A 22,396-nucleotide genomic window follows, 5' to 3' on the forward strand; every position below is an offset into this window, starting at 1 on the left:
GATTCCATTCGGGCAACGCTCTTGTGGGCGCCCCTCGGCCGAAAGGCTGGCTCCCGGCACGCAGAATTCAGGTCGTCCGAATCTCGTTTTCAACAAGCGGGGTTCCCGCTTTCGCGGGAATGACGAAAGAAAGGTTCGCGGGAATGACGATCAGTGAGGCGGCAGCCTCACTGATCGAGAAAGGAGCGCATCTTCCGCGACCGCGACGGATGCTTCAGCTTCCGCAAAGCCTTTGCCTCGATCTGACGGATGCGTTCGCGGGTGACGCTGAACTGCTGGCCGACTTCTTCCAGCGTGTGATCGGTGTTCATGCCGATGCCGAAGCGCATGCGGAGCACGCGTTCTTCGCGTGGGGTTAGGCTCGCCAGCACGCGGGTGACGGTTTCCTTGAGGTTGGCCTGGATCGCCGCATCGACGGGGATGACGGCGTTCTTGTCCTCGATGAAATCGCCCAGGTGGCTGTCTTCCTCGTCGCCGATCGGCGTTTCGAGGCTGATCGGCTCCTTGGCGATCTTCATCACCTTGCGGACCTTCTCCAGCGGCATGGAGAGGCGCTCGGCCAGCTCTTCCGGCGTCGGCTCACGGCCGCATTCGTGGAGGAACTGGCGCGAGGTGCGGACCAACTTGTTGATCGTTTCGATCATGTGGACCGGGATACGGATGGTGCGTGCCTGGTCGGCGATCGAGCGGGTGATCGCCTGCCGGATCCACCAGGTGGCGTAGGTCGAGAATTTATAGCCGCGGCGGTACTCGAACTTGTCGACCGCCTTCATCAGGCCGATGTTGCCTTCCTGGATGAGGTCCAGGAACTGCAGGCCGCGGTTGGTGTATTTCTTGGCGATGGAGATGACGAGGCGGAGGTTCGCCTCGACCATTTCCTTCTTGGCGATGCGGGCTTCGCGTTCGCCTTTCTGGATCTGGTTGACGATGCGGCGGAACTCGGCGAGCGCCATGCCGGTCGACTGGGCGATCTCGCTGATTTCGCCGCGGATGCGCTCGACCGTGTCGCCCTCGGCGTCGGCGAAGGCGGCCCACTTCTTGTCGGTGGCGGACGCGCGCTTCAGCCATTTGTCGTCGAGCTCATTGCCCATGTAGCTGTCGAGGAAGGCCTTGCGCGGCACGCGGTGACGCTCGGCGAGGCGGAGCATCTGGCCACCGAGCGCGGTCAGGCGGCGGTTGTAGCTGTAGAGCTGGTCGACGAGATATTCGATCTTCGACGCGTGGAACTGGACGCTCTCGACGAGGGCGGTCAGCTCTTCCGACAGCTTCTGGTACTTCTTCTCGTCGGCGGGGGCGAAGGCCTGTGCGTTGCCGAAGGCCTCGAGCCGGGCCTGCTGCACCTTGGAGAATTTCTTGTAGGTCGCCGTGATCTGCGCGAACCGCTCAAGCGCCAGCGGTTTCAGCTGCTCTTCCATCTGGGCGAGGGAGAGGGTGTTGTCCTCGTCCTCTTCCTCCGTGGGGCGCGGCGTGCGGCGTTCGGTGAGCTCGTCCTCCTCGTCCTCGGCGGCGGGCTCTTCCTCGACGTCTTCCTCTTCCTTGATGGTCGGGCCGGCGGTCTTCTCGCTGATTTCGCCGTCGCCTTCGCCGTCCTCATTCTCGGACTCGCTGATCTGCTCGGCCGTCGGGCCCTTGGAGACCATGGCGTCGAGGTCGAGGATCTCGCGGAGCTGCATGCTGCCTTCGTTCAGCATGTTCGACCATTCGATGATGGCGTTGAAGGTGATGGGGGATTCGCAGAGGCCCCAGATCATGGTGTCGCGGCCGGCCTCGATGCGCTTGGCGATGGCGATCTCGCCTTCGCGGCTGAGCAGCTCCACCGCGCCCATCTCGCGCAGGTACATGCGGACCGGGTCGTCGGTGCGGTCGACGGCTTCCTTCTTGACCGCGGCGGCAGGGCGGGGGCCGCCATCGTCGAGGGGATCGACCTCGTCTTCCTGGGGTTCGTCCTCTTTCTCGTCCTCGTCGTCCGAATCCTCGGCGCTCTCGACGATGTTGACGCCCATCTCGCTGATCGCGGACATGATGTCCTCGATCTGCTCGGACGACATCTGGTCCTGCGGCAGGGCTTCGTTGAGCTCGTCATAAGTGATGACGCCGCGTTTCTTGGCACGGGCGATCAGCTTCTTGATCTGAGCATCGTTGAGGTCGATCAGCGGGGCATCGCCGCCTTCGGCCTCGATTTCGGGGGTTTCGTTTTTCGCCATATTAATTCGCCGCTTACTCACTGCTGGCGAGGGACGCCAGCCTGTTATCCACATCACGGATCGCCGCACGCAAATGCGCCTGCTTGGCAAGCCGTTCTTCGGTGATTTCCGCCTTCAGTTCGTCCGTCGCCTGGTTGAAGGCGTTTTCCAATAATCCCTTGTCCACCAGCATCATCAAAACGCCTTCGAACTCGCGATATGCGCGCGCTGGATCGGCGTCCTTCTGGTTGAAAGAGAAGCTTGTGCGATCGGGACGCAGCAACTTCGCCGCCAAAGGCTGATGTTCGCTGTCCCTTAATGTGGTTTCCAGCAGGGCCGAATCAAGGCTGGGGTGTGAAAGCGCGAATTCGACCAGGAAGTCGCGGAGCGCCGCCAGCGGTTTGTCGGCGATGCGGAAGAGCGAGACCTGCTCGACATGGTCGTGCAGCACGCTCGGGTGGCGGATGCAGCCGGCGACCACCGCCGCCGCCATCGCCGGGGCGACGCCGATCTGTGAAATGGCGCGGGCAGCTTGGCCGACCGGGGGGGTCGGGGGCGTAAACTTGCCCCGCTTCCACTCGCCGCGGCGGGTGAAGGCCTGGCCCTGCTGCTGGGTCTGCTGGCTGCGGAACTGGCTATCGAACCGGCCCAGCCATTCGTCGCGGTAGAGCTGGCGGACGTTGGGGTCGGCGATGGCCTGCGTGTGGTCGAGCAGCCGCTTGCGGAGGCCGGCACGGGCTTCTGGCGTGTCGAGCGGCGCGGCATCGACTTCGGCTCGCCACAGTCGATCGACGAGCGGCTCGGAGAGTTCGAGCAAGGCCTCGAATGCCGCCTTGCCGCCGGAGCGGACGACATCGTCGGGATCCTGGCCCGCGGGCAAGGCGACGAAACGCAGGGTACGGTCGGGGCTGAGGTGCGGAAGGGCGCGCAAGGCGGCTCGGACGGCGGCCTTCTGTCCGGCGGCATCGCCATCGAAGCAGCAGATCGGCGCCGGCTCCAGCCGCCACAGCCGCTCCAGCTGGTGCTCGGTCAGTGCGGTGCCGAGCGGCGCGACGACTTCGCCGATGCCCGCCTGGTCGAGCGCGATGACGTCCATCTGCCCTTCGACGATGAGGACTCGGCCCGCCTTGCGGCTGGCGGGGCCGGCGAGGTCGAGGTTGAACAGGGTGCGGCCCTTGTCGAAGAGCGGCGTGTCCGGGCTGTTGAGATATTTGGGCTCGCCGTCGCCGAGGATGCGGGCGGAAAAGGCTACGACGCGGCCACGCGGGTCGCGGATCGGGAAGGTCAGGCGGCCGCGGAACCGGTCGTAAGGTTCCTTCTTGTCCTCATGCTGGATGAGGAGGCCGGCTTCGACCAGCTTGTCGTTGCCGAAGGTCTCCAGCGCCTTCTTCAGTTTGCCGCGCGAATCCGGGGCGAGGCCGAAGCCGAACTTCTTCTTCGTCGCGTCCGAGATGCCGCGCTGCTTGAGATATTTGCGGGCGTCTCCCCCCTCGACCCCATCCAGCTGCTCGACGAACCAGCGCTGCGCGGCTTCCGTGACGTCGTAGAGACCGGCGGAGCGCTCGGCCTGCTCCTTTGCGCGCGGGTCCATGGCCGGGACTTCCATGCCGGCCTTGCCCGCCAGTTCCTTGACGGCGTCCATGAAAGGTAGGCCCCGCGCGTCGGTTAGAAAGCGGATGGCGTCGCCATGCGCCCCGCAGCCGAAGCAGTGATAAAAGTGCTTCTCGTCATTGACGTAGAAGCTCGGTGTCTTCTCGTTGTGGAACGGGCAGCACGCCTTGAACTCGCGCCCCGCCTTGATGAGCTTCACCGACGGCGCAAGTATCGCGGACAGCAAGGTCCGCGAGCGCAATTCGTCCAGCCATTGCGGGGAAAGGGTCACATCACCAGCGATAATGACTCGGGCCGGACTGCTCAACCGAGTCGGTAATTTTGCCCAACTACTAATAGGCGAAATTCCGGCAGTGGCCCCAACATGTTGAATCAGAAAGATTCATTCCATCCTGTGGATAAGTGTTTTTGGGGTTAACCTGTTCCCGTTCCGTAACAAGGCGGCGCAAGATCGCTTCGACGGAATTCTTAGGGGAGGGGTTTCCTATGTTGAACATGGTCAGCGGGCTTGCCCGCACACTCTACATCATCGTCGCCATCGTTACGGGGTTCGTGGCCCTGCCGATGGTGGTTGTTCCGGTGTGGCTGGTCTTCCTGGGCCTGGTTGCCGGCATAACCTTGCCGCAGGACCGCTATGTTACCGCCGGTGTCACGGTCATCGCCTTGCCGATCCTCGGCGCGGCCATCGCCAATATTCCGGCAATCGGCGCGCAGCTCGCCGCGATCTGCGGCAATTTGCAGCTCGGCATGGCCGGCGCCCTCTTCACCGCAATGGCGATCCGTCTTTATGGCCTGGCGGTCGAAGGCATCCCGGGCCTTGGAGCAATGATGCCGGGCGGCAAAAGAGCCACCGCATAAGTTCCAGCATTCGGGAAATTGGGCTCCGCCGTCGCCGACGGCGGGGCCTTTTTTATGCCAAAGCGGCTTTGACCAAAGCGCTGGCGCGGGCGGGCTCAATGGCGCTGGCGTGGCGTTCTTTCACCAGAGCCATGACTCGGCCCATGTCCCTCATCGAGGAGGCGCCGGTTTCGGCGATGATCGCCTGGATCGCGGCATTGGCTGCGGCCTCGTCCATCTGGGCCGGCAGGAAGCGCTCGATCACGGCGATCTCGGCCTCCTCGTTGGCGGCCAGCTCCTCGCGGTTGCCCTTGCGGTAGAGCTCGACCGATTCGCGGCGCTGCTTGATCATTTTTTGAAGCACCTCGGTGACGAGCAGATCGTCGTCCGGAGCCTTGTCGGACGTGCGCAGTTCGATGTCGCGGTTCTTGATCGCCGACTGGATCAGCCGGATCGTCGAGGTCCCCGCCTTGTCGCCGCCCTTCATCGCCGCGACAAGCGCAGCCTTGATGTCATCGCGAATCATCGCCCGATGTTCTCCATCCGCCGGAAAAAGCCAGATGTAGCGATGGTTTTGCGCGATTTACAGCGGTTGACCTGACAGGCCCAAACGCTCAAAGGCTGTGGCTTAGCAACATCGCCGAAAACCAACCTCAAGGAGCCTGTCTTGGCCGATCCTGCCGCTACGCCTGCGCAAGTCCCCGAGGGGGCAACAGGTGTTGTGGTTTTCGCGGACGGCAGGCTGGCCTGGGGTCAGGGTTTCGGGGCCGAGGGCGAAGCGGTCGGGGAGCTGTGCTTCAACACCGCCATGACCGGCTACCAGGAGGTCATGACCGACCCGAGCTATGCCCGGCAAGTTGTCGCCTTCACATTTCCCCACATCGGCAATGTCGGCGCGAATGCCGAGGACGTCGAAGCGCATGATCCGCATGCGCTCGGCTGCCTCGTCCGCGAAGCGGTGACGGGCCCGTCGAGCTTCCGCGCGGAAGTGGATTTCCCGACATGGATGCGGGACAATGGCCGCATCGGCATCGCCGGGCTGGATACGCGGGCGCTGACGCGCCTCGTCCGCAAGGAAGGGCCGCCGACCATCGTTATCGCCCACCGCGCCGACGGCCAGTTCGACATCGCGGCGCTGCAGAAGATGGCGGAGGATTGGCCGGGCCTTGAAGGCATGGATCTGGCCAAGGACGTCAGCCGAGAGCAGCTCGAGGAATGGAGCGGCGGCAAGTGGGAGCTTGGCGCCGGTTATCGCATCGGCGGCGACGATCCCGACCGGCCGCATGTCGTCGCCATCGACTATGGCGCCAAGCGCAACATCTTCCGTAACCTGGTCGAGGCCGGTGCGAAGGTGACGATCCTGCCCGCCACCGCCGGGTTCGACGAGGTCATGGCGCACGAACCCGACGGCTTCTTCCTGTCGAACGGCCCGGGCGATCCGGCGGCAACCGGCGAATATGCGGTACCCGTCATCCAGCAGATGCTGGAGACGAAGAAGCCGCTCTTCGGCATTTGCCTTGGCCACCAGATGCTGGCGCTCGCCGTCGGCGGCAAGACGAGCAAGATGTTCCAGGGCCATCGCGGCGCCAACCATCCGGTGAAACGGCTCGCGGACGGCGCCGTCGAGATCACCAGCATGAACCACGGGTTCGCCGTCGAGCGCACCGGCCTGCCCGACAATGTCCGCGAGACCCATGTCAGCCTGTTCGACGGCTCCAACTGCGGAATTGAACTGACTGACCGCCCCGCCTTCAGCGTCCAATACCATCCCGAGGCCAGCCCCGGCCCGCAGGACAGCTTCTATCTGTTCGAGCGGTTCGTGGCCCGGATGAAGGAGGAGGCACGATGCGCAAACGACTGAATGCCCTTGCCGCTTTGACGCTCATCACATCGCCCGCTGGCTCTCAGGAAATCGTCAAGGTGAAGGCAAGCGAGGCCAATGTCGCGCGGCCTGACGACATCTTCAGCCTGCCCGCCGGGCAATGGTATGTCGCCAAGGCCGTGACGCAGGGCACGGAGGCCTGCACGATTGAAGCCTGCGAGGCCGGTTTCAACACCGGCGACCTAGTGATCAGCGTCGAGCACGCCAACGAATATACCCGCGTCATTGCCGGTTTCCGCGGTTGCGAGGCGGTGGCGTTCCAGGAAGCGCAGACCGGCATCAAGCCGAGCTCGTCGCAGCGCGGCGAAGTGTCCCACTTGCTAAAAAAGGTGGTCAAGGCCGCCGAGAAGTCGTGCGGTGTCAAGGCGCCCTCGGTGCCCAAGCTGGACGTGAAATCGCTCTATCCGGCGAAAAGCGGATGAGGGGAGGGCGCCCGATCCAGATCGGTGTCGGCGCCCTGATGCTTTCCGGCTGCGTTACGGCCCGGATGCACAGCCCGGAAGAATTGAATGTGGTGGCGAATGCATGCGGGCTGGCGCTTGGGCAGGTCGCGCAGGACGAAGAGGAAAAGAGACTGCTGTTCGTGATGCAGGACAAACCGACGCCGCCGCAACGTGCCTGCGTCCACCATTGGGCGCGCCGCAACCATTTGAATGCCGTCTTCATCGAGGGCGTGGAGTTCACTCAATAATGCCCAAGCGTACCGACATTTCCTCGATCCTCATTATCGGCGCCGGCCCGATCGTCATCGGCCAGGCGGCGGAGTTCGACTATTCGGGATCGCAGGCCGTGAAGGCCCTGAAAGAAGAGGGCTATCGCGTCATCGTCGTCAATTCGAACCCGGCGACAATCATGACCGATCCCGAGCTCGCCGACGCCACCTATGTCGAGCCGATCACCCCGGCGGTCGTCGCCAAAATCATCGAGTTGGAGAAGCCGGACGCGCTGTTGCCGACCATGGGCGGGCAGACCGGCCTCAATACCGCGATGGCGCTGCACAATGATGGCACGCTGGAACGGCTGGGCGTCAAGCTGATCGGCGCCAATGCCGAGGCGATCGAAAAAGCGGAAGACCGTCAGAAATTCCGCGACGCCATGGACCGCATCGGCCTCGAAAGCCCGAAATCGGCGGTTGTGCATAGCGTCGAAGAGGCCATTGCCGTGCTCGATACGGTCGGCCTGCCCGCCGTCATCAGGCCCAGCTACACGCTGGGCGGAACCGGCGGCGGCATCGCCTACAACCGCGAGGAATATGAAAGGATCGTCCGCACCGGCCTGGAAGCCAGCCCGACGACCGAGGTGTTGATCGACGAGAGCCTGGTCGGCTGGAAAGAATTCGAGATGGAGGTGGTCCGCGACAAGGCGGACAATGCCATCATCATCTGCTCCATCGAGAATATCGACCCGATGGGAGTCCACACCGGCGACAGCATCACCGTCGCCCCGGCGCTGACCCTCACCGACAAGGAATATCAGCGCATGCGTTCGGCCTCGATCGCCGTGCTGCGCGAGATCGGCGTCGAGACCGGCGGATCCAACGTCCAGTTCGCCATCCAGCCGACGACGGGCCGCATGGTCGTCATTGAGATGAACCCGCGCGTGTCGCGCTCTTCGGCGCTGGCGTCCAAGGCGACCGGCTTTCCGATTGCCAAGGTCGCAGCCAAGCTTGCGGTCGGCTACACGCTCGACGAGATTGCCAACGACATCACCGGCGGCGCGACCCCGGCGAGTTTCGAGCCGACCATCGACTATATCGTCACCAAAATTCCGCGCTTCGCCTTCGAGAAGTTCCGCGGCCATGAAGGCACGCTGACGACGGCGATGAAGTCGGTTGGCGAGGTGATGGCGATCGGCCGCAACTTTGCCGAGAGCCTGCAAAAGGCGCTGCGCGGGCTGGAGGTTGGCCTTTGCGGTCTCGACCGCGTGCAGAGCTTGATGAACGTCGATCCGAGCGAGATCGAGAATGCGCTGAGTACGCCGACGCCGGACCGGTTGCTGGTCGCGGCCGAGGCGCTGCGGCAGGGCTTCACCATCGAGCGGATCCAGCAGCTGGCGGGCTTCGACCCCTGGTTCCTGGGGCGGTTGGCGGAAATCGTCGCCGCCGAGGAGCGGCTGCGGGACGAGGGCCTGCCGCGCGACGCCGCCGGCATGCGCCGCCTGAAGGCGATGGGCTTTTCCGACGCACGCCTGTCGCAGCTGGCGCTCAGGGCGGCCAATGTCGATCGCGAGATGAGCGAAGCGGCGGCGCGGGGTTCGGGCATCGTCCACGACGCGCTGCGCGGACTGACGGGTGGGGTTACGGAGGAGGAGGTGCGGACGCACCGGCTCCGCCTGGGTGTCCGGCCCGTGTTCAAGCGGATCGACAGCTGCGCGGCGGAGTTCGATGCAGCAACGCCTTACCTCTACTCAACCTATGAAGCGCCCTTGTTCGGCGAGCCCGAGGACGAGGCGGATATTTCCGACCGTCGCAAGGTGGTTATCCTCGGCGGCGGGCCGAACCGGATCGGCCAGGGGATCGAGTTCGACTATTGCTGCTGCCACGCCGCATTCGCGCTGCGCGATGCGGGGTTCGAGACCATCATGGTCAATTGCAACCCGGAGACGGTTTCGACCGACCCGGACACGAGCGACCGCCTGTATTTCGAGCCGTTGACGCATGAGGACGTCCTCGAAATCGTCAGCCGTGAGGCCGAAAAGGGTGAATTGGCGGGTGTCATCGTCCAGCTTGGCGGGCAGACCCCGCTGAAGCTGGCCGAAGGGCTACAGGCGGCGGGCGTACCGATCCTCGGGACATCGCCGGACAGCATCGACCTTGCAGAAGACCGCGAGCGGTTCGCGCGGTTGGTCACCAAGCTCGGCCTGCTGCAGCCGTCCAATGGCATCGCGCGGAGCCGCGACGAGGCGCTGACCGTTGCCGACCGCATTGGCTACCCGGTGCTGATCCGCCCGTCCTACGTGCTTGGGGGCAGGGCGATGGAGGTCGTCGACGGGCCCGCCCAGCTCGACAATTACATCGCGAACGCTGTGGCGGTGTCAGGAACCTCTCCCGTGCTGATCGACCGCTATTTGCGCGATGCGGTCGAGGTCGATGTCGACGCGATCTGCGACGGCTCGGATGTCGCGGTTGCGGGCATCCTCCAGCATATCGAGGAAGCGGGGGTGCATTCGGGCGACAGCGCCTGCTCGATCCCCCCCTATAGCCTGCCCGCCGACATCATCGCCGAAATCGAACGCCAGACGGAGGCGCTGGCACTGGCGCTGAAGGTCAAGGGCCTGATGAACATCCAGTTCGCGGTGAAGGACGGCAAGGTTTACCTCATCGAGGTCAATCCGCGCGCCAGCCGTACCGTGCCGTTCGTTGCCAAGTCGATCGGTCGGCCCATCGCCAAGATCGCAGCCCGCGTGATGGCCGGCGAGAAACTGTCGGCCTTCGACCCCATTTCCCGCGACATTCGGCATATCGCCGTCAAGGAATCGGTCTTCCCGTTTGCACGCTTCCCTGGCACCGATCCTGTCTTGGGACCGGAAATGAAGAGTACCGGAGAAGTTATGGGAATTTCAGGCGATTTCGATATTGCCTTCGCCAAATCGCAACTCGGTGGCGGCATCGAGTTGCCCGATGGCGGCACGGCCTTCGTCTCGGTCAAGGACAGCGACAAGGGCAATATCCTGCCGGCGGCACAGCTTCTCGTGAAGCTTGGCTTCAAGATCATCGCGACTGGCGGCACGGCGAGCTTCCTCGAAGAGCAGGGCCTGCCGGTCGAGCGCGTCAACAAGGTGGCACAGGGACGCCCCCATATCGTCGACAAGCTGACCGACGGCCAGGTGCAATTGGTCTTCAACACGACCGAGGGCTGGCAGTCGCTGAAGGACAGTTTTTCGATCCGGGCGACGGCACTTAATCGCAAGGTGCCCTATTTCACGACGGCGGCGGCCAGTTTGGCGGCAGTCAGGTCAATCGGGGCGCTGAGGGGGCACGAGCTTGAAGTTCGGTCGCTCCAATCCTATTATTCCGCCGCCGAGCGATAGAATTTCCAGCCATTCCGGACCGCATCAGCGCCGCACTTGAGACGGCGCCGGGACGAGGCTTTGAGTTGAAGGGATTGATAAGATGGCGAGCGAAAAGGTGCCGATGCTGGCCGAGGGCCACCGCCACCTCAACGATGAGCTGCGGCGCCTCAAGGTCGAGGAACGCCCCGCCATCATCGAGGCGATCGAAGAGGCGCGCGCGCATGGCGATCTCAGCGAGAATGCCGAATATCATGCCGCCAAGGAGCGCCAGGGCCAGATCGAGGCGACCATCGCCGACCTCGAGGACCGTCTCAGCCGCGCCATGGTCATCGATCCGACGACGCTTTCGGGCGACAAGATCGTGTTCGGCGCGACGGTGACGTTGCTCGACGAGGACGACAAGAAGGTGAAGTACCAGCTGGTCGGCCAGACCGAGGCGGATGCCCGCGTCGGCCGCATCAGCTACAACTCGCCGCTCGGCCGCGCCCTTATCGGCCGCGAGAAGGGCGACGAGGTTGAGGTGACCACCCCGTCCGGCGACAAATATTACGAAGTGGCCAAGATCGAGTTCGTCTGAGCCCGGTTGTGAAGGGGCGGCTGACCGCGACCTGGGCGCTGGCGGCGGTCACTGCCGTCGCGTTCATCCTCATTCTGCTGAGCGGGCAGGCCGAACAGGCCTATCTGCAGCTCGGTTTCATTCCGCTGCGGCTGCATCTGGCCGCTCCCGGCGCATGGTTGCCGGTCTGGCTAACGCCGCTGACTGCGACCCTTGTCCATGGCGGTGTACTACATTTGGCGACCAACATGCTGCTCCTCGTCTGGTGCGGGCGCGAAGTTGAGCGTGTGCTTGGGCCGGCCTCGGTGGTCACCCTCTATCTGGTGGGCGCCTATCTCGCAGCTGCAGGCCAATATGTGCTCGACCCGACGTCGGAGCTCCCGATGGTCGGCGCCAGCGGGGCGATCAGTGCGCTGGTCGGCGCCTTCGCACTGAGCTTTAGCCGGCCGAAGCCGCTGGTCCGTAATTTCCGCATCAACCGGGCGCTCAACACCCTTTGGATCCTGGTCGCCTGGGTCGTGCTGCAGTGGATGACCGGCCTCTTGATGGGCATGTCGGGCATCGGCGTCGCCACCGGCGCTCACGTCGGCGGATTCATCGCCGGCGTGCTGCTCCAGAAACCGCTGCTGCTCTGGCGCTACCGCAAAGCGTAGCTAGGCGTTTGCCTTGGGTCGGTTGATGCCATCGGCGTCGGGCTCGAGCAGCCGGTGTAGGTGGACGACGACATATTTCATCTCGGCATCGTCGACCGTGCGCTGGGCTGCGGCGCGCCAGGCTTCCTCCGCCGCCGCGTAGCTGTCGTAGAGACCGACGAGGTCCATTTTGTTCAGGTCGACGAATTCCAGGCCCTGCGGATCCTTGACCCGCCCGCCGAATACCAAATGAAGCTTGCTCATGGCCGGCTCGCTAGCAGCAAATGCGACCGGTGCGAACCGGCCAAAACCCTCAGTTCTCAGTGCCACGAATGCTGGCGACCGCCGCCTCGGCGGAAGCCTTGAACGCATCCCCCGCACCTTCGACGATCGAGCGCAGGGCGTCGGTGCCCTTGTCGCGGGTCAGACCCAGTTCGTCGAGCCGCGCCTGGCCGGCGTCCTTCGCTGCTTCCACGGCATCGCTGGCGCGGTCCTTGATGCGATCCGCAACCGGGCCAAGCAATTCGCGTTCCTTGCGCGAGGCCGGGATGAGGGCAGCCAGCACCGCGCCCGCCGCCAAGCCGCCCGCCAACGCCAGCAGCGGCGAATCCTCGATCCCGCCCGCAGCCTTGCGACGGGCGCTGTCATAAGCCTCGATCGCTCGGGTGCGCGACGTCTGGTTTCCCGAACTGCCGGTCTGCTTCGTAACCATTACTCGTCCTCCAATATTCTACTTCGCCGTTGCCGGCTTTCTCGGCGCTCGCGGTTTGGCGGCAGGTTTTGCCGGCGCCTTGGCCGAGGGTTTCTTCTTTGACGTCATGGCGTCAGTCAGCTTGCCGAACAGGTCCATGATCGGCTCGCGGGCGATAAACAAAGCGAGTGCAGCAACCGCCCCGCTGGCGGCATATGGCCGCTTGCGGACCGCATCGACGGCGTCCTCGGCCAGATCGGCGCCCTTTTCCTTGGCGCTTTCCCAGGCGTCGCGCGTGAGCTTGCCCGGTTGCAGCCGCTGCTGAAGCACCTTTGCGGTGCCAAGCATTTCGGCTTTCGACCGCTCGACCTCGATCCGAGCCGCTTCGACCTTGGGGTCCGTCATTTGACCCCCTGCAGGCGCTTCACAGCCAGCCAAGCCAATAGCCCGGCAGCGCCGCCAGCCAGCAATACGCCGACCACCCCACCACCGACGATCCCGATGAAGGGCTCAAGCCCCAGAGCCACCGTGATCGCCAGCACGGTCACCGCCGCCTGGGCGAACAGCAAAGCGCCGAACAGGAAGACCGCCGGGAGCTTGAACTCGGCGAGCTTGGCCAGGGCCTGTGCTTTCGCCAGCTCGACCTCGGCCTTGGCATAGGCCTTGCCCTGTTCGACGAGGTCGGAAACGACCTCGCCGATCGACTGCTCGTCGTCAGGTTCCTGCGATGGATCGCCGCGCTTCAGCATCAATCCTCGCCGTCGCGGTTGCGGCCGCGAGCATCGTCGAGGCCGCTCTTCACCAGCCGTGCAAGCGCGAAGCCGACGATCGCTGCACCGGCGAGCGCAATGCCCGGGCTCTTGCGGACGAAGTTGCGGGTGTCCTCGATCAATTCGTCCGGGTTCTTGGACGCGAGGCTGTTGGCGACATCGTCGATCGCCGTCGCCGCCTTGCGGGCATAGTCGCCATATTCCTCGCCGAGGCGCTCATCGAGCCCGGCGGCGGTGTCGCCGACCAGCTTGGAAACGTTGGCGAGCGCCTCGCTCGACCTTTCCAGTCCCTGGCCAACCAGTCCGCGGGTCTTGTCGGCGGCCTGGCCGGCGAGCTTGCCGCGGCCGTCGCGCACTTTCTCCAGCATCCGGTCACGCGTCGTTGGTTCGCGCACGATCAGCGCCTCCTCATTCTCGTTTTTCACTGCGGCCCCTGAAATCACGGTATCGGTGCCCTCGGGTAGTTCTTTGGGATCGGCCATACGTCCTCCTTGCTCTCACCCCCGATGAACCCCGAATGCCGCGCCACGTTCCTGCGGTCTGGCCGGAAAGTTGCGCGGTTCGGCCCGCGCCGATAGAGCGCGTGCCTCACCTCAATAACACGGAACCGGAACGACTCCCATGACCGCGATTGTCGATATTCACGCCCGAACCATCCTCGACAGCCGCGGCAATCCGACGGTCGAAGTCGACGTCACGCTGGAAGACGGCTCGATGGGCCGCGCCGCCGTGCCGTCAGGCGCTTCGACCGGGGCGCATGAGGCGGTCGAGCTGCGTGACGGCGACAAGAGCCGGTGGGGCGGGAAGGGCGTCGACAAGGCCGTGCAGGCGGTGAACGGCGAGATCGCGGATTCAATCGTCGGCTTCGAAGCCGAGGACCAGGCCGAGATCGATGCGGCGATGATCGACCTCGACGGGACGGAGAACAAGGGCCGGCTTGGCGCCAATGCCATCCTCGGGGTCAGCCTGGCGGTGGCGAAGGCGGCGGCCGATGCCCGCAGCCTGCCGCTCTACCGCTATATCGGCGGGGTCGATTCCAACCTGCTGCCCGTGCCGATGATGAACATCCTCAACGGCGGCGCGCATGCCGACAATCCGATCGACTTCCAGGAATTCATGGTGATGCCAGTCGGCGCCCCAACCTTTTCCGAGGCGTTGCGCTGCGGCGCGGAGATCTTCCACGCATTGAAGAGCGCTTTGCACGCCAAGGGCCTGTCGACGGCAGTCGGGGACGAAGGCGGGTTTGCTCCAAACATCGCTTCGGCCCGCGCGGCGCTCGATTTCATCGGCGAGGCGACAGCGGCTGCCGGCTACAAGCTTGGCGATGACGTCATGATCGCGCTCGACTGCGCCGCCACCGAATATTTCAAGGGCGGGTCCTACGTCATGGAAGGCGAGGGGAAGAGCTTCTCGTCTGCCGAAAACGCCGAATTCCTGGCGTCGCTAGCGGCCGATTATCCGATCGTGTCCATCGAGGATGGCATGGCCGAGGACGACATGGCCGGCTGGAAAGCACTGACCGACAAGCTCGGCTCGCAGGTCCAGCTCGTCGGCGACGATCTATTCGTGACCAATGTGAAGCGCCTCGAGAAGGGCATCGACGACGGCATCGCCAATTCGATCCTGGTCAAGGTCAACCAGATCGGCACCTTGACCGAGACCATCGACGCGGTTCGCATGGCGCAGTCGTCGGCTTACACCGCCGTCATGTCGCACCGTTCCGGCGAGACGGAGGATTCGACCATCGCCGACCTCGCAGTCGCGCTCCACTGCGGGCAGATCAAGACCGGCAGCTTGGCGCGGTCCGACCGTACCGCGAAATACAACCAGCTGCTGCGGATCGAGGAAGAATTGGGCGAAGCGGCGCAATATGCGGGCCGCGAGGCGTTGCGCCAGTAGGGCGGTTCATCACATCGCGATGTGAATCGATGTGACGCCGGAATTTGCCCGATCCACAACTTTCTCCGGCAAATCATTCTTTTTGCTTGCCTTCATGGCGGCTTCGTGATTCTCCTGTCTGTGCCATGGGGGGACGCAAACAAAGCCTCAGTTTGATCCGGCGCTCGGTATTTCCGGCGTTGGCGCTTGTCGTGGTCGGGACATTTGCAGGCCATGCGGTCGCGGGGCCCAACGGATTGCTGGCCTGGGGCGGCTATCATCACGACCTGCAGAAGCGCCAGGTCGAACTCGCGAGCCTCATTGAGCAGCGCGACCAGCTTCGCCATCGTTCGGCCCTGCTGAACCCGAAGAAGGCCGATCCCGATCTTGCCGACGAGATGGTCCGCAAGGACCTCGGCCTCGTCCGCTCCGACGAAGTCATTCTTCCGCTTAACTAGGGCTTTGTCCGGTTGCCGCTTGGCGCCAGCAATCCTATAGGCGCGCCAACAACAGATAAGACATCGGAGAGGCCTGTGGCGCGAACCGCCAAGAAAGCCGCCGCCAAGACCGCGGCGCAGCTCAAATCTAACCGTGAGCGCCCGGCAGAGCCAAGCCGCTACAAGGCGACGAAGGACGAGCTTCTCGACTTCTACAAGCAGATGCTGCTCATCCGCCGCTTCGAGGAGCGCGCGGGCCAGCTCTACGGCCTCGGCCTGATCGGCGGTTTCTGCCACCTCTACATCGGGCAGGAGGCGGTCGCCGTCGGCCTGCAGTCGGCGATGAAGGTCGGTCGCGACAGCGTCATCACCGGTTATCGCGATCACGGCCATATGCTGGCCTATGGCATTGACCCCAAGGTCATCATGGCCGAACTGACGGGGCGCGCCGCCGGCATTTCCAAGGGCAAGGGCGGATCGATGCACATGTTCAGTGTCGATCATGGCTTCTACGGCGGCCACGGCATCGTCGGTGCACAGGTGGCGCTCGGCACCGGTCTGGCCTTCAAACATCAATATGCCGGTGATGCCGGCACCTGTCTCGCCTATTTCGGCGACGGCGCGGCCAACCAGGGGCAGGTCTACGAGAGCTTCAACATGGCGAAGCTGTGGGACTTGCCGGTCATCTACGCGATCGAGAACAACCGCTACGCCATGGGCACGGCGGTCGAGCGCTCCGCATCCGAGCCGGAATTCTACAAGCGTGGCGAGAGCTTCCGCATCCCGGGCATACAGGTCGACGGCATGGACGTACTGGCGGTGCGCGGGGCGGCCGAGGAAGCCATGGCCTGGACCCAGGCAGGGAAGGGCCCGATCATCCTCGAACTTCTGACCTATCGCTATCGCGGTCATTCCATGTCCGACCCGGCCAAGTATCGGACGAAGGAAGAGGTGCAGGATTATCGCGAGCACCACGACCCAATCGACCATGCCGCCAGCGAGCTCGAAAAGCTCGGCGTCAAGGAAGATGAATTGAAGGCAATCGACAAGCAAATCAAGGAGATCGTCGTCGAAGCTGCGAAGTTCAGTGAAGAAGCGCCAGAGCCCGCGCCAAGCGAACTCTATACCGACGTGCTGGTGGAGACCTACTGATGGCGATCGAGCTGAAGATGCCGGCCCTGTCGCCGACCATGGAAGAGGGCACGCTGGCCAAGTGGCTGGTGAAAGAGGGCGACGAGGTGAAGTCCGGCGACATCCTCGCCGAGATCGAAACCGACAAGGCGACGATGGAGTTCGAGGCGGTCGACGAAGGCACGATCTCGAAGATCCTGGTCCCTGAAGGGACTGACGGAGTGAAGGTCGGTGCGCCGATCGCGCTGCTGGCTGGCGATGGGGAAAGCGCCGAGCCTGCGCCCAAGGCCGACGAGCCGAAATCCTCCGCTCCCGAGCCGAAGGCCGCCGCGCCTGTACCGGCGCCGGAGAGCGGCGCAGCGCCGACGCCGCACCAGATGGAAACGGCGGCCCGCGACCTGGTCGCCGATGTCGCGAAGACCCACGATGCGCCGGAAGTGCCTGACGGCACGCCGCTGACCAGCGTCACCGTTCGCGAGGCCCTCCGCGACGCCATGGCCGAGGAAATGAGGCTGGACGACCGCGTCTTCGTCATGGGCGAGGAAGTCGCGCAGTATCAGGGCGCCTATAAGGTGACGCAGGGCCTGCTCGACGAGTTCGGGCCGAAGCGCGTCGTGGATACGCCGATCACCGAATATGGCTTTGCCGGTTTGGGGTCGGGCGCGGCGATGGGTGGTTTGAAGCCCATCATCGAGTTCATGACCTTCAACTTCGCCATGCAGGCGATCGACCACATCATCAATTCGGCAGCCAAGACCAATTACATGTCGGGCGGCCAGATGCGCTGCCCGATCGTCTTCCGCGGCCCGAACGGCGCCGCTGCCCGCGTCGGCGCCCAACACAGCCAGAATTACGGTCCCTGGTACGCGAGCGTACCCGGCCTGATCGTCATCGCGCCCTACAGCGCGGCCGATGCCAAGGGTCTGCTGAAGGCGGCGATCCGTAGCGAAGATCCGGTTGTATTCCTCGAGAACGAGCTGCTTTACGGTCAGCATTTCGACGTGCCCGACATGGATGACTACGTCCTGCCGATCGGCAAGGCGCGGATCGTGCGCCCGGGTACTGACGTCACGCTGGTGACCTATTCGATCGGCGTCGGCGTCGCGCTGGAAGCCGCGCAGGAACTGATGGCTGAAGGCATCAATGCCGAAGTCATCGACCTTCGCACCTTGCGCCCGCTCGACAAGGCGACGGTACTGGAGAGCCTGAAGCGGACGAACCGCATGGTCGTGGTCGAGGAAGGCTGGCCGACCTGCTCCATCGCCAGCGAAATCATCGCCATCGCCATGACCGAAGGCTTCGACGACCTCGACGCGCCCGTCCTGCGCGTGAACAACGTCGACGTGCCGCTGCCTTATGCCGCGAACCTCGAGAAGCTGGCGCTGATCAAGGCGGCGGACGTGGTCAAGGCGGCCAAGGAAGTCTGCTATCGCTGACCCGACCGACCGCGGTCTTGTCCGGCTCTACTGGCCGGTCGATTTGCGGGGGGCTTTCGACGCGTTGTTCGCGATCGATGATGCCATGGGCGACGTCGTCGCGAAGGCGACCGAACCGGCTTTGGCGGCGATCAAGCTCGCCTGGTGGCGGGAGCGGCTCGAAGAGCTGGATGCCGGGAAGGTGCCCGCCGAGCCGCGATTGCAGGCGGCCGCAGTTGAGTTGCTGACCCGGAGCATCGCCGGAGCATCCCTGGCAGAGCTGGAGGATGGCTGGGCGGCGCTGCTGGATGCCGACCCCGACCCCGAACGAGTCGCCAGTCGCGGGGCCAAATTGTTCGACATGGCCTCGAGCTTGGTCGGCGTCGTCGATCCAATGACCGGAATGGCGGGCCGCCTCTACGTTCTCGCGCGCCTGGGTCATCGACCGAAAGTGCCGCTGGAGCTGGCGGGGCACCGGTTCCCCAAGCCATTGCGCCCATTGACCGGCCTCGCAGCATTGGCAGCGAGAGATGCGATGCGCACCAGCCCCGAGCCAGAGGGAACGCCGGGCCGGGCGCTGGCCCTCCTTCGCCATCGCCTGACCGGCCGCATCGGCTGATTGCAATTCCGCGCGTACCGCAATAGCGTCCGCCGCGCCGGATCGCCCTCTTCGGGAGGTGCCCCGTGGCGCGTACCTTGGCTGCAATCGTTTCCGGACTCTTCCTCATCATTGGCGCGGTACTTCTCTGGCAAGGCAGGCCAGAGAAGGCAGAAGCGGTCACGCTGCCTCCACCCCCTCAGGCCGATCAAAGTCGTGCACCGCTCGTCAGTGCGCCGGAAGCCACCCCGAAGTCCCGCGAGGAAAGGCGTTTCTCCCGCGCCGACAAGGACAAGAACGGCAAGATCAGCGCCGAGGAGCTCTATGGACCGCGCCGCAAGGCGTTCGCCAAGCTCGACACCAACGGCAACGGCAGCCTCAGCTTCGAGGAGTGGGCGGCGAAGACGATCGACAAGTTCGAAGGCGCGGACAAGGACAAGTCGGGCTGGCTGACGGCCGCGGAATACGCCACGACCGCCCCGCCGCCGCCCAAGAAGAAACCGCGTTGCGGCTGTTAGGCGGGCTCTAGCTCCGCTGACGTCAGCCATTCGCCGAGGGCCACCCGCGCCCGCTCAGTGTAGAGTTTCTTGCGGTCGGCTTTCTTGGTTTTTGGGCCGGTAAGCGGCGGCATCAGCCCGAAATTGACGTTCATCGGCTGATAGGTCTCGGCATCGGCGCCACCCGTGATGTGGTTGAGCAGCGCGCCCAGCGCCGTCTCGACCGGCGGCGGGGGTAGGGTATGGCCTTCGCGCTCGGCAGCGGCGAAGCGGGCGGCGAGAATGCCGACCGCGGCGCTCTCGACATAACCCTCGCAGCCCGTGATCTGCCCGGCAAAACGGATGTTCGGCTTCGATTTCAGCCGCAGCTGCCCGTCGAGCAGTTCCGGCGAGCGGATGAAGCTGTTGCGGTGAATCCCGCCGAGCCGCGCGAACTCGGCATTTTCGAGGCCCGGGATGGTGCGGAAGATGCGGACCTGCTCGCCATGCTTCAGCTTGGTCTGGAAACCGACCATGTTCCACAAGGTGCCGAGCGCATTGTCCTGGCGCAGCTGGACGCAGGCATAGGGCCAACGGCCCGTCTTCGGATCGTCGAGCCCAACACCCTTCATCGGGCCATAGCGCAGTGTCTCAACGCCGCGCGCCGCCATCACTTCGATCGGCATGCAGCCTTCAAAGTAGGGCGTGTCCTTCTCCCACTCCTTGAACTCGGTCTTCTCGCCCGCGTTCAGCGCGGCGACGAAGGCGTCATACTGCTCCTTGGTCATCGGGCAGTTGATATAGTCCTTGCCGCCCTTGTCCCACCGCGCGGCCATCCAGCAGACCGACATGTCGATGCTGTCGCGGTGGACGATGGGCGCAATGGCATCGAAGAAGGCGAGGGCGTCGCTGCCGGTTTCCTTCGCGATCGCCTCCGCCAGAGCCGAGCCCGTCAGCGGGCCGGTGGCGATGATCGTCGGGTGATCCGGCAGGACGTCGATGCGCTCGCGGACGACCGTGATGTTGGGATGGCCCCCGATGGCCGCCGTAACCTCGGCGGCAAAAGCTTCGCGGTCCACCGCCAGCGCCGAGCCCGCCGGCACCTTGTGCTTGTCGGCCGCGCGCATGATCAGCGAGCCCAGCGCGCGCATCTCCTGGTGCAGCAGGCCGACGGCGTTGTTTTCGGCATCGTCGGAGCGGAAGCTGTTCGAGCAAACCATTTCGGCCAGCCGGTCGGTCTCGTGTGCCGGGGTCATGTCGCCGCCGCCGCGCATTTCCGAAAGGCGGACCTTTACGCCGGCCTCGGCGAGCTGCCAGGCGGCCTCCGAACCGGCGAGCCCGCCACCGACAATCTGTATCCCAAAGGCCATGTGCGCGCGAATAGACATTGGATGCCGCGCGAGCAAACCGCTGAACGAGCGCCTGGCACCACCAAATAGGGGACGACGATGAAATCACGAATGATGTTGGGCCTGCTGGCGAGCATGCTGGCTGCTGCGCCGGTTTCGGCCGCTCCCCCGCCGCCTGAGGTGCAATCTCTAGGTAACGGCCTGTCGGTCCTCATCGGTTCGAGCTGCAACGTGTTGATACTGCCCGGTGACACCGGAGTGCTGATCGTCGACGACCAGCGTCGCTCGACTTTCGATGAAACCATGGCCGGCATACGCTCGGTTTCGGACCTGCCCGTGCGCTATGTGGTTGATACGCACTGGCACCTGGACCATTCGGGCGGGAACGGCTCGTTCACAAAGGCCGGGGCGGTCATCGTCGCCCAGCGCAATGTTCTCGTTCGTCGGTCAGCAGAGCAATATATGGCGCCTTACAAGCAGCATATTCCGGCGGACCCCCAGGAGTCCCGGCCCGTGATCATCTTCGATGACAGCCTGGACTTGCGGCTCGGAGCGGAAACGGTCGAACTTCGCCATGTCGCCATCGCCCACACGGACGGCGACACGCTCGTCCATTTCCGGAATGCGAACGTGGTTGCGATGGGTGACGTCTTCTTCAACCACATCTTCCCCTTCATCGACCGCAGCAGCGGGGGCAGCATCCAAGGCATGATCAAGGGCGTCGAGACGGCCTTGGCAATGACCGACGAGAAGAGCCGCATCGTACCCGCTCACGGGCCTGTTGCGACCCGTGCCGAGCTCAGCGCCTATCACGACATGCTGCTGGACGTGGCGCGCCAGGTGCAGACCGCGAAACGCAAAGGCCGGACCCTGGAGCAAGTCGTCGCTTCGCATCCCGCCGCCGCATATCGCGAGGGCATGGAAGGCGAGGAAGACAGGTTCGTCGAAGCAATCTATGACAGCTTCGGCCATGCGGATCTTCACCATCGGATATGAAGGCGCGACGATGGGCGAATTCCTGTCGGCGCTGCAGAACGCCAAGGTCGAGCGGATCATCGACGTTCGCGCTGTGCCGAATTCGCGCCGCCCGGGATTTTCCAAGACGCCACTGAAAAATGCTCTGGCGGAGGTGGGGATCGACTACGTCCACCTGCGCGCACTCGGCACTCCGGCCGCCGGGCGCGAGGCGGCGAGGGCAGGGCGCAAGGCCGAGCTGGAGGAAATCTACGCCGGGCAGCTGGAAACGCCGCAGGCGATGGCCGAGGGCGCCCAGATGCTCGACCTCGCGGCAGAGAAACCAAGCGCCTTGCTCTGTTACGAGCGTGATCCCGCATGCTGCCACCGCACCCTGCTGTGGCAGGCGCTGGCCGAGGACGCGGAGATCATCGACCTCTACGCCTAGGCGGGCGGAGAGCCTTCGCCGATCAACAGATCTTCAATGTCCGGGATCGGGCGATCGGTCATTTCCTTGTTGAAGGTCGCGACGACCCGCCGTTCGACTTCCTTGTGCAATTCCTTTCGGAGCACGCCCAACGCCTTCGGCGGCGCGACGATCGCCAGCGCGTCAAAATCGTTACGCAAGGCGCGGTCCTTCAGCTTGACGGCGGCATCCTTCACCCAGCGGTCTTGCTCCTGCTGGTGGAAGTCGGTCTCCCCCAGCGCCGGGCGGCCCCATCCAAAGCTTTGTTTGGAAGAGCCCGCGGCATCGGTCTTGATCTCGTGATCCTTCCGATCCGCCCGCTCATCATGAGCTTCGGTGCGCAGGTCGATCTGGTTCTCGTCGCCATGATTGCGAAGGAACAACGACTTGCGGCCGTCGGTAACGAAGACAAGGGCTTGGTTGGGAAGCGGCATAGGTCCTCCAATTACTGGTCCATAAGCCAACGAGCGTTTCCGCTGCCCCGTTCCTTACTCCTCGCGCCCTGAATCGACGAACGGT

At 64.2% G+C, this 22,396-nt stretch carries 25 protein-coding genes; 15 read left to right on the forward strand and 10 right to left on the reverse strand.

Going from position 1 to position 22,396, the window contains the following annotated elements:
• Positions 1-167: 167 nt before the first annotated feature.
• Both rpoD and dnaG read right to left on the reverse strand, forming a co-directional pair.
• Entirely contained in the window at positions 168-2,204 is a 2,037-nt protein-coding gene (gene rpoD / locus LZ536_RS01010; RefSeq protein WP_249846454.1) for an RNA polymerase sigma factor RpoD, read from the reverse strand.
• Between the two features lie 13 nt (positions 2,205-2,217).
• The gene (gene dnaG / locus LZ536_RS01015; protein WP_249846455.1) at positions 2,218-4,065 is read right to left on the reverse strand and encodes a DNA primase; all 1,848 of its coding nucleotides are present in this window, start codon (positions 4,063-4,065) and stop codon (positions 2,218-2,220) included.
• 215 nt (positions 4,066-4,280) lie between these two features.
• Between dnaG and LZ536_RS01020 the strand changes: the two genes are divergently transcribed.
• A complete protein-coding gene (locus tag LZ536_RS01020) occupies positions 4,281-4,652 on the forward strand; it encodes a hypothetical protein (protein ID WP_249846456.1) in 372 nt (123 codons plus the stop codon).
• Positions 4,653-4,704: 52 nt separating this feature from the next.
• On the opposite strand, the gene LZ536_RS01025 is transcribed toward LZ536_RS01020, so the two are convergent.
• Positions 4,705-5,157, reverse strand: a complete 453-nt coding sequence (locus LZ536_RS01025; RefSeq protein WP_249846457.1) for a GatB/YqeY domain-containing protein — start codon at positions 5,155-5,157, stop codon at positions 4,705-4,707.
• A gap of 141 nt (positions 5,158-5,298) precedes the next feature.
• Between LZ536_RS01025 and carA the strand changes: the two genes are divergently transcribed.
• From carA to LZ536_RS01055, 6 genes are all read left to right on the forward strand, one after another.
• Positions 5,299-6,492 (forward strand): glutamine-hydrolyzing carbamoyl-phosphate synthase small subunit, encoded by a 1,194-nt coding sequence (carA, locus tag LZ536_RS01030; protein ID WP_249846458.1) that lies wholly within the window; start codon positions 5,299-5,301, stop codon positions 6,490-6,492.
• The gene (locus LZ536_RS01035) at positions 6,477-6,935 is read left to right on the forward strand and encodes a hypothetical protein (RefSeq protein WP_249846459.1); all 459 of its coding nucleotides are present in this window, start codon (positions 6,477-6,479) and stop codon (positions 6,933-6,935) included. The genes carA and LZ536_RS01035 overlap by 16 nt, the downstream gene beginning before the upstream one ends.
• Positions 6,932-7,204: a hypothetical protein gene (locus tag LZ536_RS01040; RefSeq protein ID WP_249846460.1), complete on the forward strand. Its 273-nt coding sequence runs from the start codon at positions 6,932-6,934 to the stop codon at positions 7,202-7,204. The genes LZ536_RS01035 and LZ536_RS01040 overlap by 4 nt, the downstream gene beginning before the upstream one ends.
• The gene (carB, locus tag LZ536_RS01045; RefSeq protein ID WP_249846461.1) at positions 7,204-10,542 is read left to right on the forward strand and encodes a carbamoyl-phosphate synthase large subunit; all 3,339 of its coding nucleotides are present in this window, start codon (positions 7,204-7,206) and stop codon (positions 10,540-10,542) included. The genes LZ536_RS01040 and carB overlap by 1 nt, the downstream gene beginning before the upstream one ends.
• Positions 10,543-10,624: 82 nt before the next feature.
• Positions 10,625-11,101: a transcription elongation factor GreA gene (gene greA / locus LZ536_RS01050; RefSeq protein WP_249846462.1), complete on the forward strand. Its 477-nt coding sequence runs from the start codon at positions 10,625-10,627 to the stop codon at positions 11,099-11,101.
• 8 nt (positions 11,102-11,109) lie between these two features.
• Positions 11,110-11,733: a rhomboid family intramembrane serine protease gene (locus LZ536_RS01055; protein WP_249846463.1), complete on the forward strand. Its 624-nt coding sequence runs from the start codon at positions 11,110-11,112 to the stop codon at positions 11,731-11,733.
• Here LZ536_RS01055 and LZ536_RS01060 read toward each other — a convergent pair whose 3' ends face one another.
• The 5 genes from LZ536_RS01060 to LZ536_RS01080 are packed head-to-tail and all read right to left on the reverse strand — an operon-like array spanning position 11,734 to position 13,655.
• Positions 11,734-11,976, reverse strand: a complete 243-nt coding sequence (locus LZ536_RS01060) for a DUF4170 domain-containing protein (protein WP_249846464.1) — start codon at positions 11,974-11,976, stop codon at positions 11,734-11,736.
• A 49-nt stretch (positions 11,977-12,025) separates the two neighbouring features.
• On the reverse strand, positions 12,026-12,424 hold the full coding sequence (locus LZ536_RS01065) for a hypothetical protein (RefSeq protein ID WP_249846465.1): 399 nt from the start codon (positions 12,422-12,424) through the stop codon (positions 12,026-12,028).
• A gap of 18 nt (positions 12,425-12,442) precedes the next feature.
• Complete coding sequence (locus LZ536_RS01070; protein ID WP_249846466.1) at positions 12,443-12,808, reverse strand: hypothetical protein; 366 nt, start codon at positions 12,806-12,808, stop codon at positions 12,443-12,445.
• Positions 12,805-13,152 carry a phage holin family protein gene (locus LZ536_RS01075; protein WP_249846467.1) on the reverse strand — a complete coding sequence of 116 codons (348 nt, stop codon included), beginning with the start codon at positions 13,150-13,152 and terminating at the stop codon, positions 12,805-12,807. Before LZ536_RS01075 ends, LZ536_RS01070 begins: the two co-directional genes overlap by 4 nt.
• Complete coding sequence (locus tag LZ536_RS01080) at positions 13,152-13,655, reverse strand: hypothetical protein (RefSeq protein WP_249846468.1); 504 nt, start codon at positions 13,653-13,655, stop codon at positions 13,152-13,154. The genes LZ536_RS01075 and LZ536_RS01080 overlap by 1 nt, the downstream gene beginning before the upstream one ends.
• Before the next feature lie 139 nt (positions 13,656-13,794).
• Between LZ536_RS01080 and eno the strand changes: the two genes are divergently transcribed.
• The 6 genes from eno (at position 13,795) to LZ536_RS01110 (ending at position 19,150) form a co-directional block, all read left to right on the forward strand.
• Positions 13,795-15,072, forward strand: a complete 1,278-nt coding sequence (gene eno, locus LZ536_RS01085) for a phosphopyruvate hydratase (protein WP_249846469.1) — start codon at positions 13,795-13,797, stop codon at positions 15,070-15,072.
• Between the two features lie 191 nt (positions 15,073-15,263).
• Entirely contained in the window at positions 15,264-15,509 is a 246-nt protein-coding gene (locus LZ536_RS01090) for an FtsB family cell division protein (protein WP_249846470.1), read from the forward strand.
• 75 nt (positions 15,510-15,584) lie between these two features.
• The gene (pdhA, locus tag LZ536_RS01095) at positions 15,585-16,640 is read left to right on the forward strand and encodes a pyruvate dehydrogenase (acetyl-transferring) E1 component subunit alpha (RefSeq protein WP_249846471.1); all 1,056 of its coding nucleotides are present in this window, start codon (positions 15,585-15,587) and stop codon (positions 16,638-16,640) included.
• A complete protein-coding gene (locus LZ536_RS01100; protein WP_249846472.1) occupies positions 16,640-18,055 on the forward strand; it encodes a pyruvate dehydrogenase complex E1 component subunit beta in 1,416 nt (471 codons plus the stop codon). The genes pdhA and LZ536_RS01100 overlap by 1 nt, the downstream gene beginning before the upstream one ends.
• 43 nt (positions 18,056-18,098) lie before the next feature.
• Positions 18,099-18,653, forward strand: coding sequence for an isoprenoid biosynthesis enzyme family protein (locus LZ536_RS01105; protein WP_249846473.1), 555 nt, complete (start codon positions 18,099-18,101; stop codon positions 18,651-18,653).
• 65 nt (positions 18,654-18,718) lie between these two features.
• Positions 18,719-19,150 carry an EF-hand domain-containing protein gene (locus LZ536_RS01110; RefSeq protein ID WP_249846474.1) on the forward strand — a complete coding sequence of 144 codons (432 nt, stop codon included), beginning with the start codon at positions 18,719-18,721 and terminating at the stop codon, positions 19,148-19,150.
• Here LZ536_RS01110 and trmFO read toward each other — a convergent pair.
• On the reverse strand, positions 19,147-20,478 hold the full coding sequence (gene trmFO / locus LZ536_RS01115; RefSeq protein ID WP_431357930.1) for a methylenetetrahydrofolate--tRNA-(uracil(54)-C(5))-methyltransferase (FADH(2)-oxidizing) TrmFO: 1,332 nt from the start codon (positions 20,476-20,478) through the stop codon (positions 19,147-19,149). The two genes, LZ536_RS01110 and trmFO, sit on opposite strands and share 4 nt — an antisense overlap.
• A 78-nt stretch (positions 20,479-20,556) precedes the next feature.
• On the opposite strand from trmFO, the gene LZ536_RS01120 reads away from it, so the two are divergent.
• Both LZ536_RS01120 and LZ536_RS01125 read left to right on the forward strand, forming a co-directional pair.
• Positions 20,557-21,453: an MBL fold metallo-hydrolase gene (locus tag LZ536_RS01120; RefSeq protein WP_249846476.1), complete on the forward strand. Its 897-nt coding sequence runs from the start codon at positions 20,557-20,559 to the stop codon at positions 21,451-21,453.
• The gene (locus LZ536_RS01125) at positions 21,428-21,859 is read left to right on the forward strand and encodes a DUF488 domain-containing protein (protein WP_249846477.1); all 432 of its coding nucleotides are present in this window, start codon (positions 21,428-21,430) and stop codon (positions 21,857-21,859) included. The genes LZ536_RS01120 and LZ536_RS01125 overlap by 26 nt, the downstream gene beginning before the upstream one ends.
• On the opposite strand, the gene LZ536_RS01130 is transcribed toward LZ536_RS01125, so the two are convergent.
• Positions 21,856-22,311 carry a host attachment family protein gene (locus tag LZ536_RS01130; RefSeq protein ID WP_249846478.1) on the reverse strand — a complete coding sequence of 152 codons (456 nt, stop codon included), beginning with the start codon at positions 22,309-22,311 and terminating at the stop codon, positions 21,856-21,858. The genes LZ536_RS01125 and LZ536_RS01130 overlap by 4 nt on opposite strands.
• Positions 22,312-22,396: the final 85 nt, after the last annotated feature.

Origin of the sequence: Sphingomonas alba (assembly GCF_023516555.1) — a bacterium.
In the GTDB taxonomy this organism is placed as follows: domain Bacteria; phylum Pseudomonadota; class Alphaproteobacteria; order Sphingomonadales; family Sphingomonadaceae; genus Sphingomicrobium; species Sphingomicrobium album.

Bases quoted from the DNA above. Each gene is read 5' to 3' on its own strand.
- LZ536_RS01080 (WP_249846468.1), bottom strand. From the start codon at position 13,655: ATGGCCGATCCCAAAGAACTACCCGAGGGCACCGATACCGTGATTTCA.
- LZ536_RS01125 (WP_249846477.1), top strand. From the start codon at position 21,428: ATGCGGATCTTCACCATCGGATATGAAGGCGCGACGATGGGCGAATTC.
- greA (WP_249846462.1), top strand. From the start codon at position 10,625: ATGGCGAGCGAAAAGGTGCCGATGCTGGCCGAGGGCCACCGCCACCTC.
- LZ536_RS01130 (WP_249846478.1), bottom strand. From the start codon at position 22,311: ATGCCGCTTCCCAACCAAGCCCTTGTCTTCGTTACCGACGGCCGCAAG.
- LZ536_RS01075 (WP_249846467.1), bottom strand. From the start codon at position 13,152: ATGCTGAAGCGCGGCGATCCATCGCAGGAACCTGACGACGAGCAGTCG.
- carB (WP_249846461.1), top strand. From the start codon at position 7,204: ATGCCCAAGCGTACCGACATTTCCTCGATCCTCATTATCGGCGCCGGC.
- trmFO (WP_431357930.1), bottom strand. From the start codon at position 20,478: ATGGCCTTTGGGATACAGATTGTCGGTGGCGGGCTCGCCGGTTCGGAG.
- LZ536_RS01035 (WP_249846459.1), top strand. From the start codon at position 6,477: ATGCGCAAACGACTGAATGCCCTTGCCGCTTTGACGCTCATCACATCG.
- eno (WP_249846469.1), top strand. From the start codon at position 13,795: ATGACCGCGATTGTCGATATTCACGCCCGAACCATCCTCGACAGCCGC.
- LZ536_RS01040 (WP_249846460.1), top strand. From the start codon at position 6,932: ATGAGGGGAGGGCGCCCGATCCAGATCGGTGTCGGCGCCCTGATGCTT.
- LZ536_RS01020 (WP_249846456.1), top strand. From the start codon at position 4,281: ATGTTGAACATGGTCAGCGGGCTTGCCCGCACACTCTACATCATCGTC.
- LZ536_RS01065 (WP_249846465.1), bottom strand. From the start codon at position 12,424: ATGGTTACGAAGCAGACCGGCAGTTCGGGAAACCAGACGTCGCGCACC.
- LZ536_RS01120 (WP_249846476.1), top strand. From the start codon at position 20,557: ATGAAATCACGAATGATGTTGGGCCTGCTGGCGAGCATGCTGGCTGCT.
- LZ536_RS01060 (WP_249846464.1), bottom strand. From the start codon at position 11,976: ATGAGCAAGCTTCATTTGGTATTCGGCGGGCGGGTCAAGGATCCGCAG.
- LZ536_RS01070 (WP_249846466.1), bottom strand. From the start codon at position 12,808: ATGACGGACCCCAAGGTCGAAGCGGCTCGGATCGAGGTCGAGCGGTCG.
- rpoD (WP_249846454.1), bottom strand. From the start codon at position 2,204: ATGGCGAAAAACGAAACCCCCGAAATCGAGGCCGAAGGCGGCGATGCC.
- LZ536_RS01100 (WP_249846472.1), top strand. From the start codon at position 16,640: ATGGCGATCGAGCTGAAGATGCCGGCCCTGTCGCCGACCATGGAAGAG.
- LZ536_RS01025 (WP_249846457.1), bottom strand. From the start codon at position 5,157: ATGATTCGCGATGACATCAAGGCTGCGCTTGTCGCGGCGATGAAGGGC.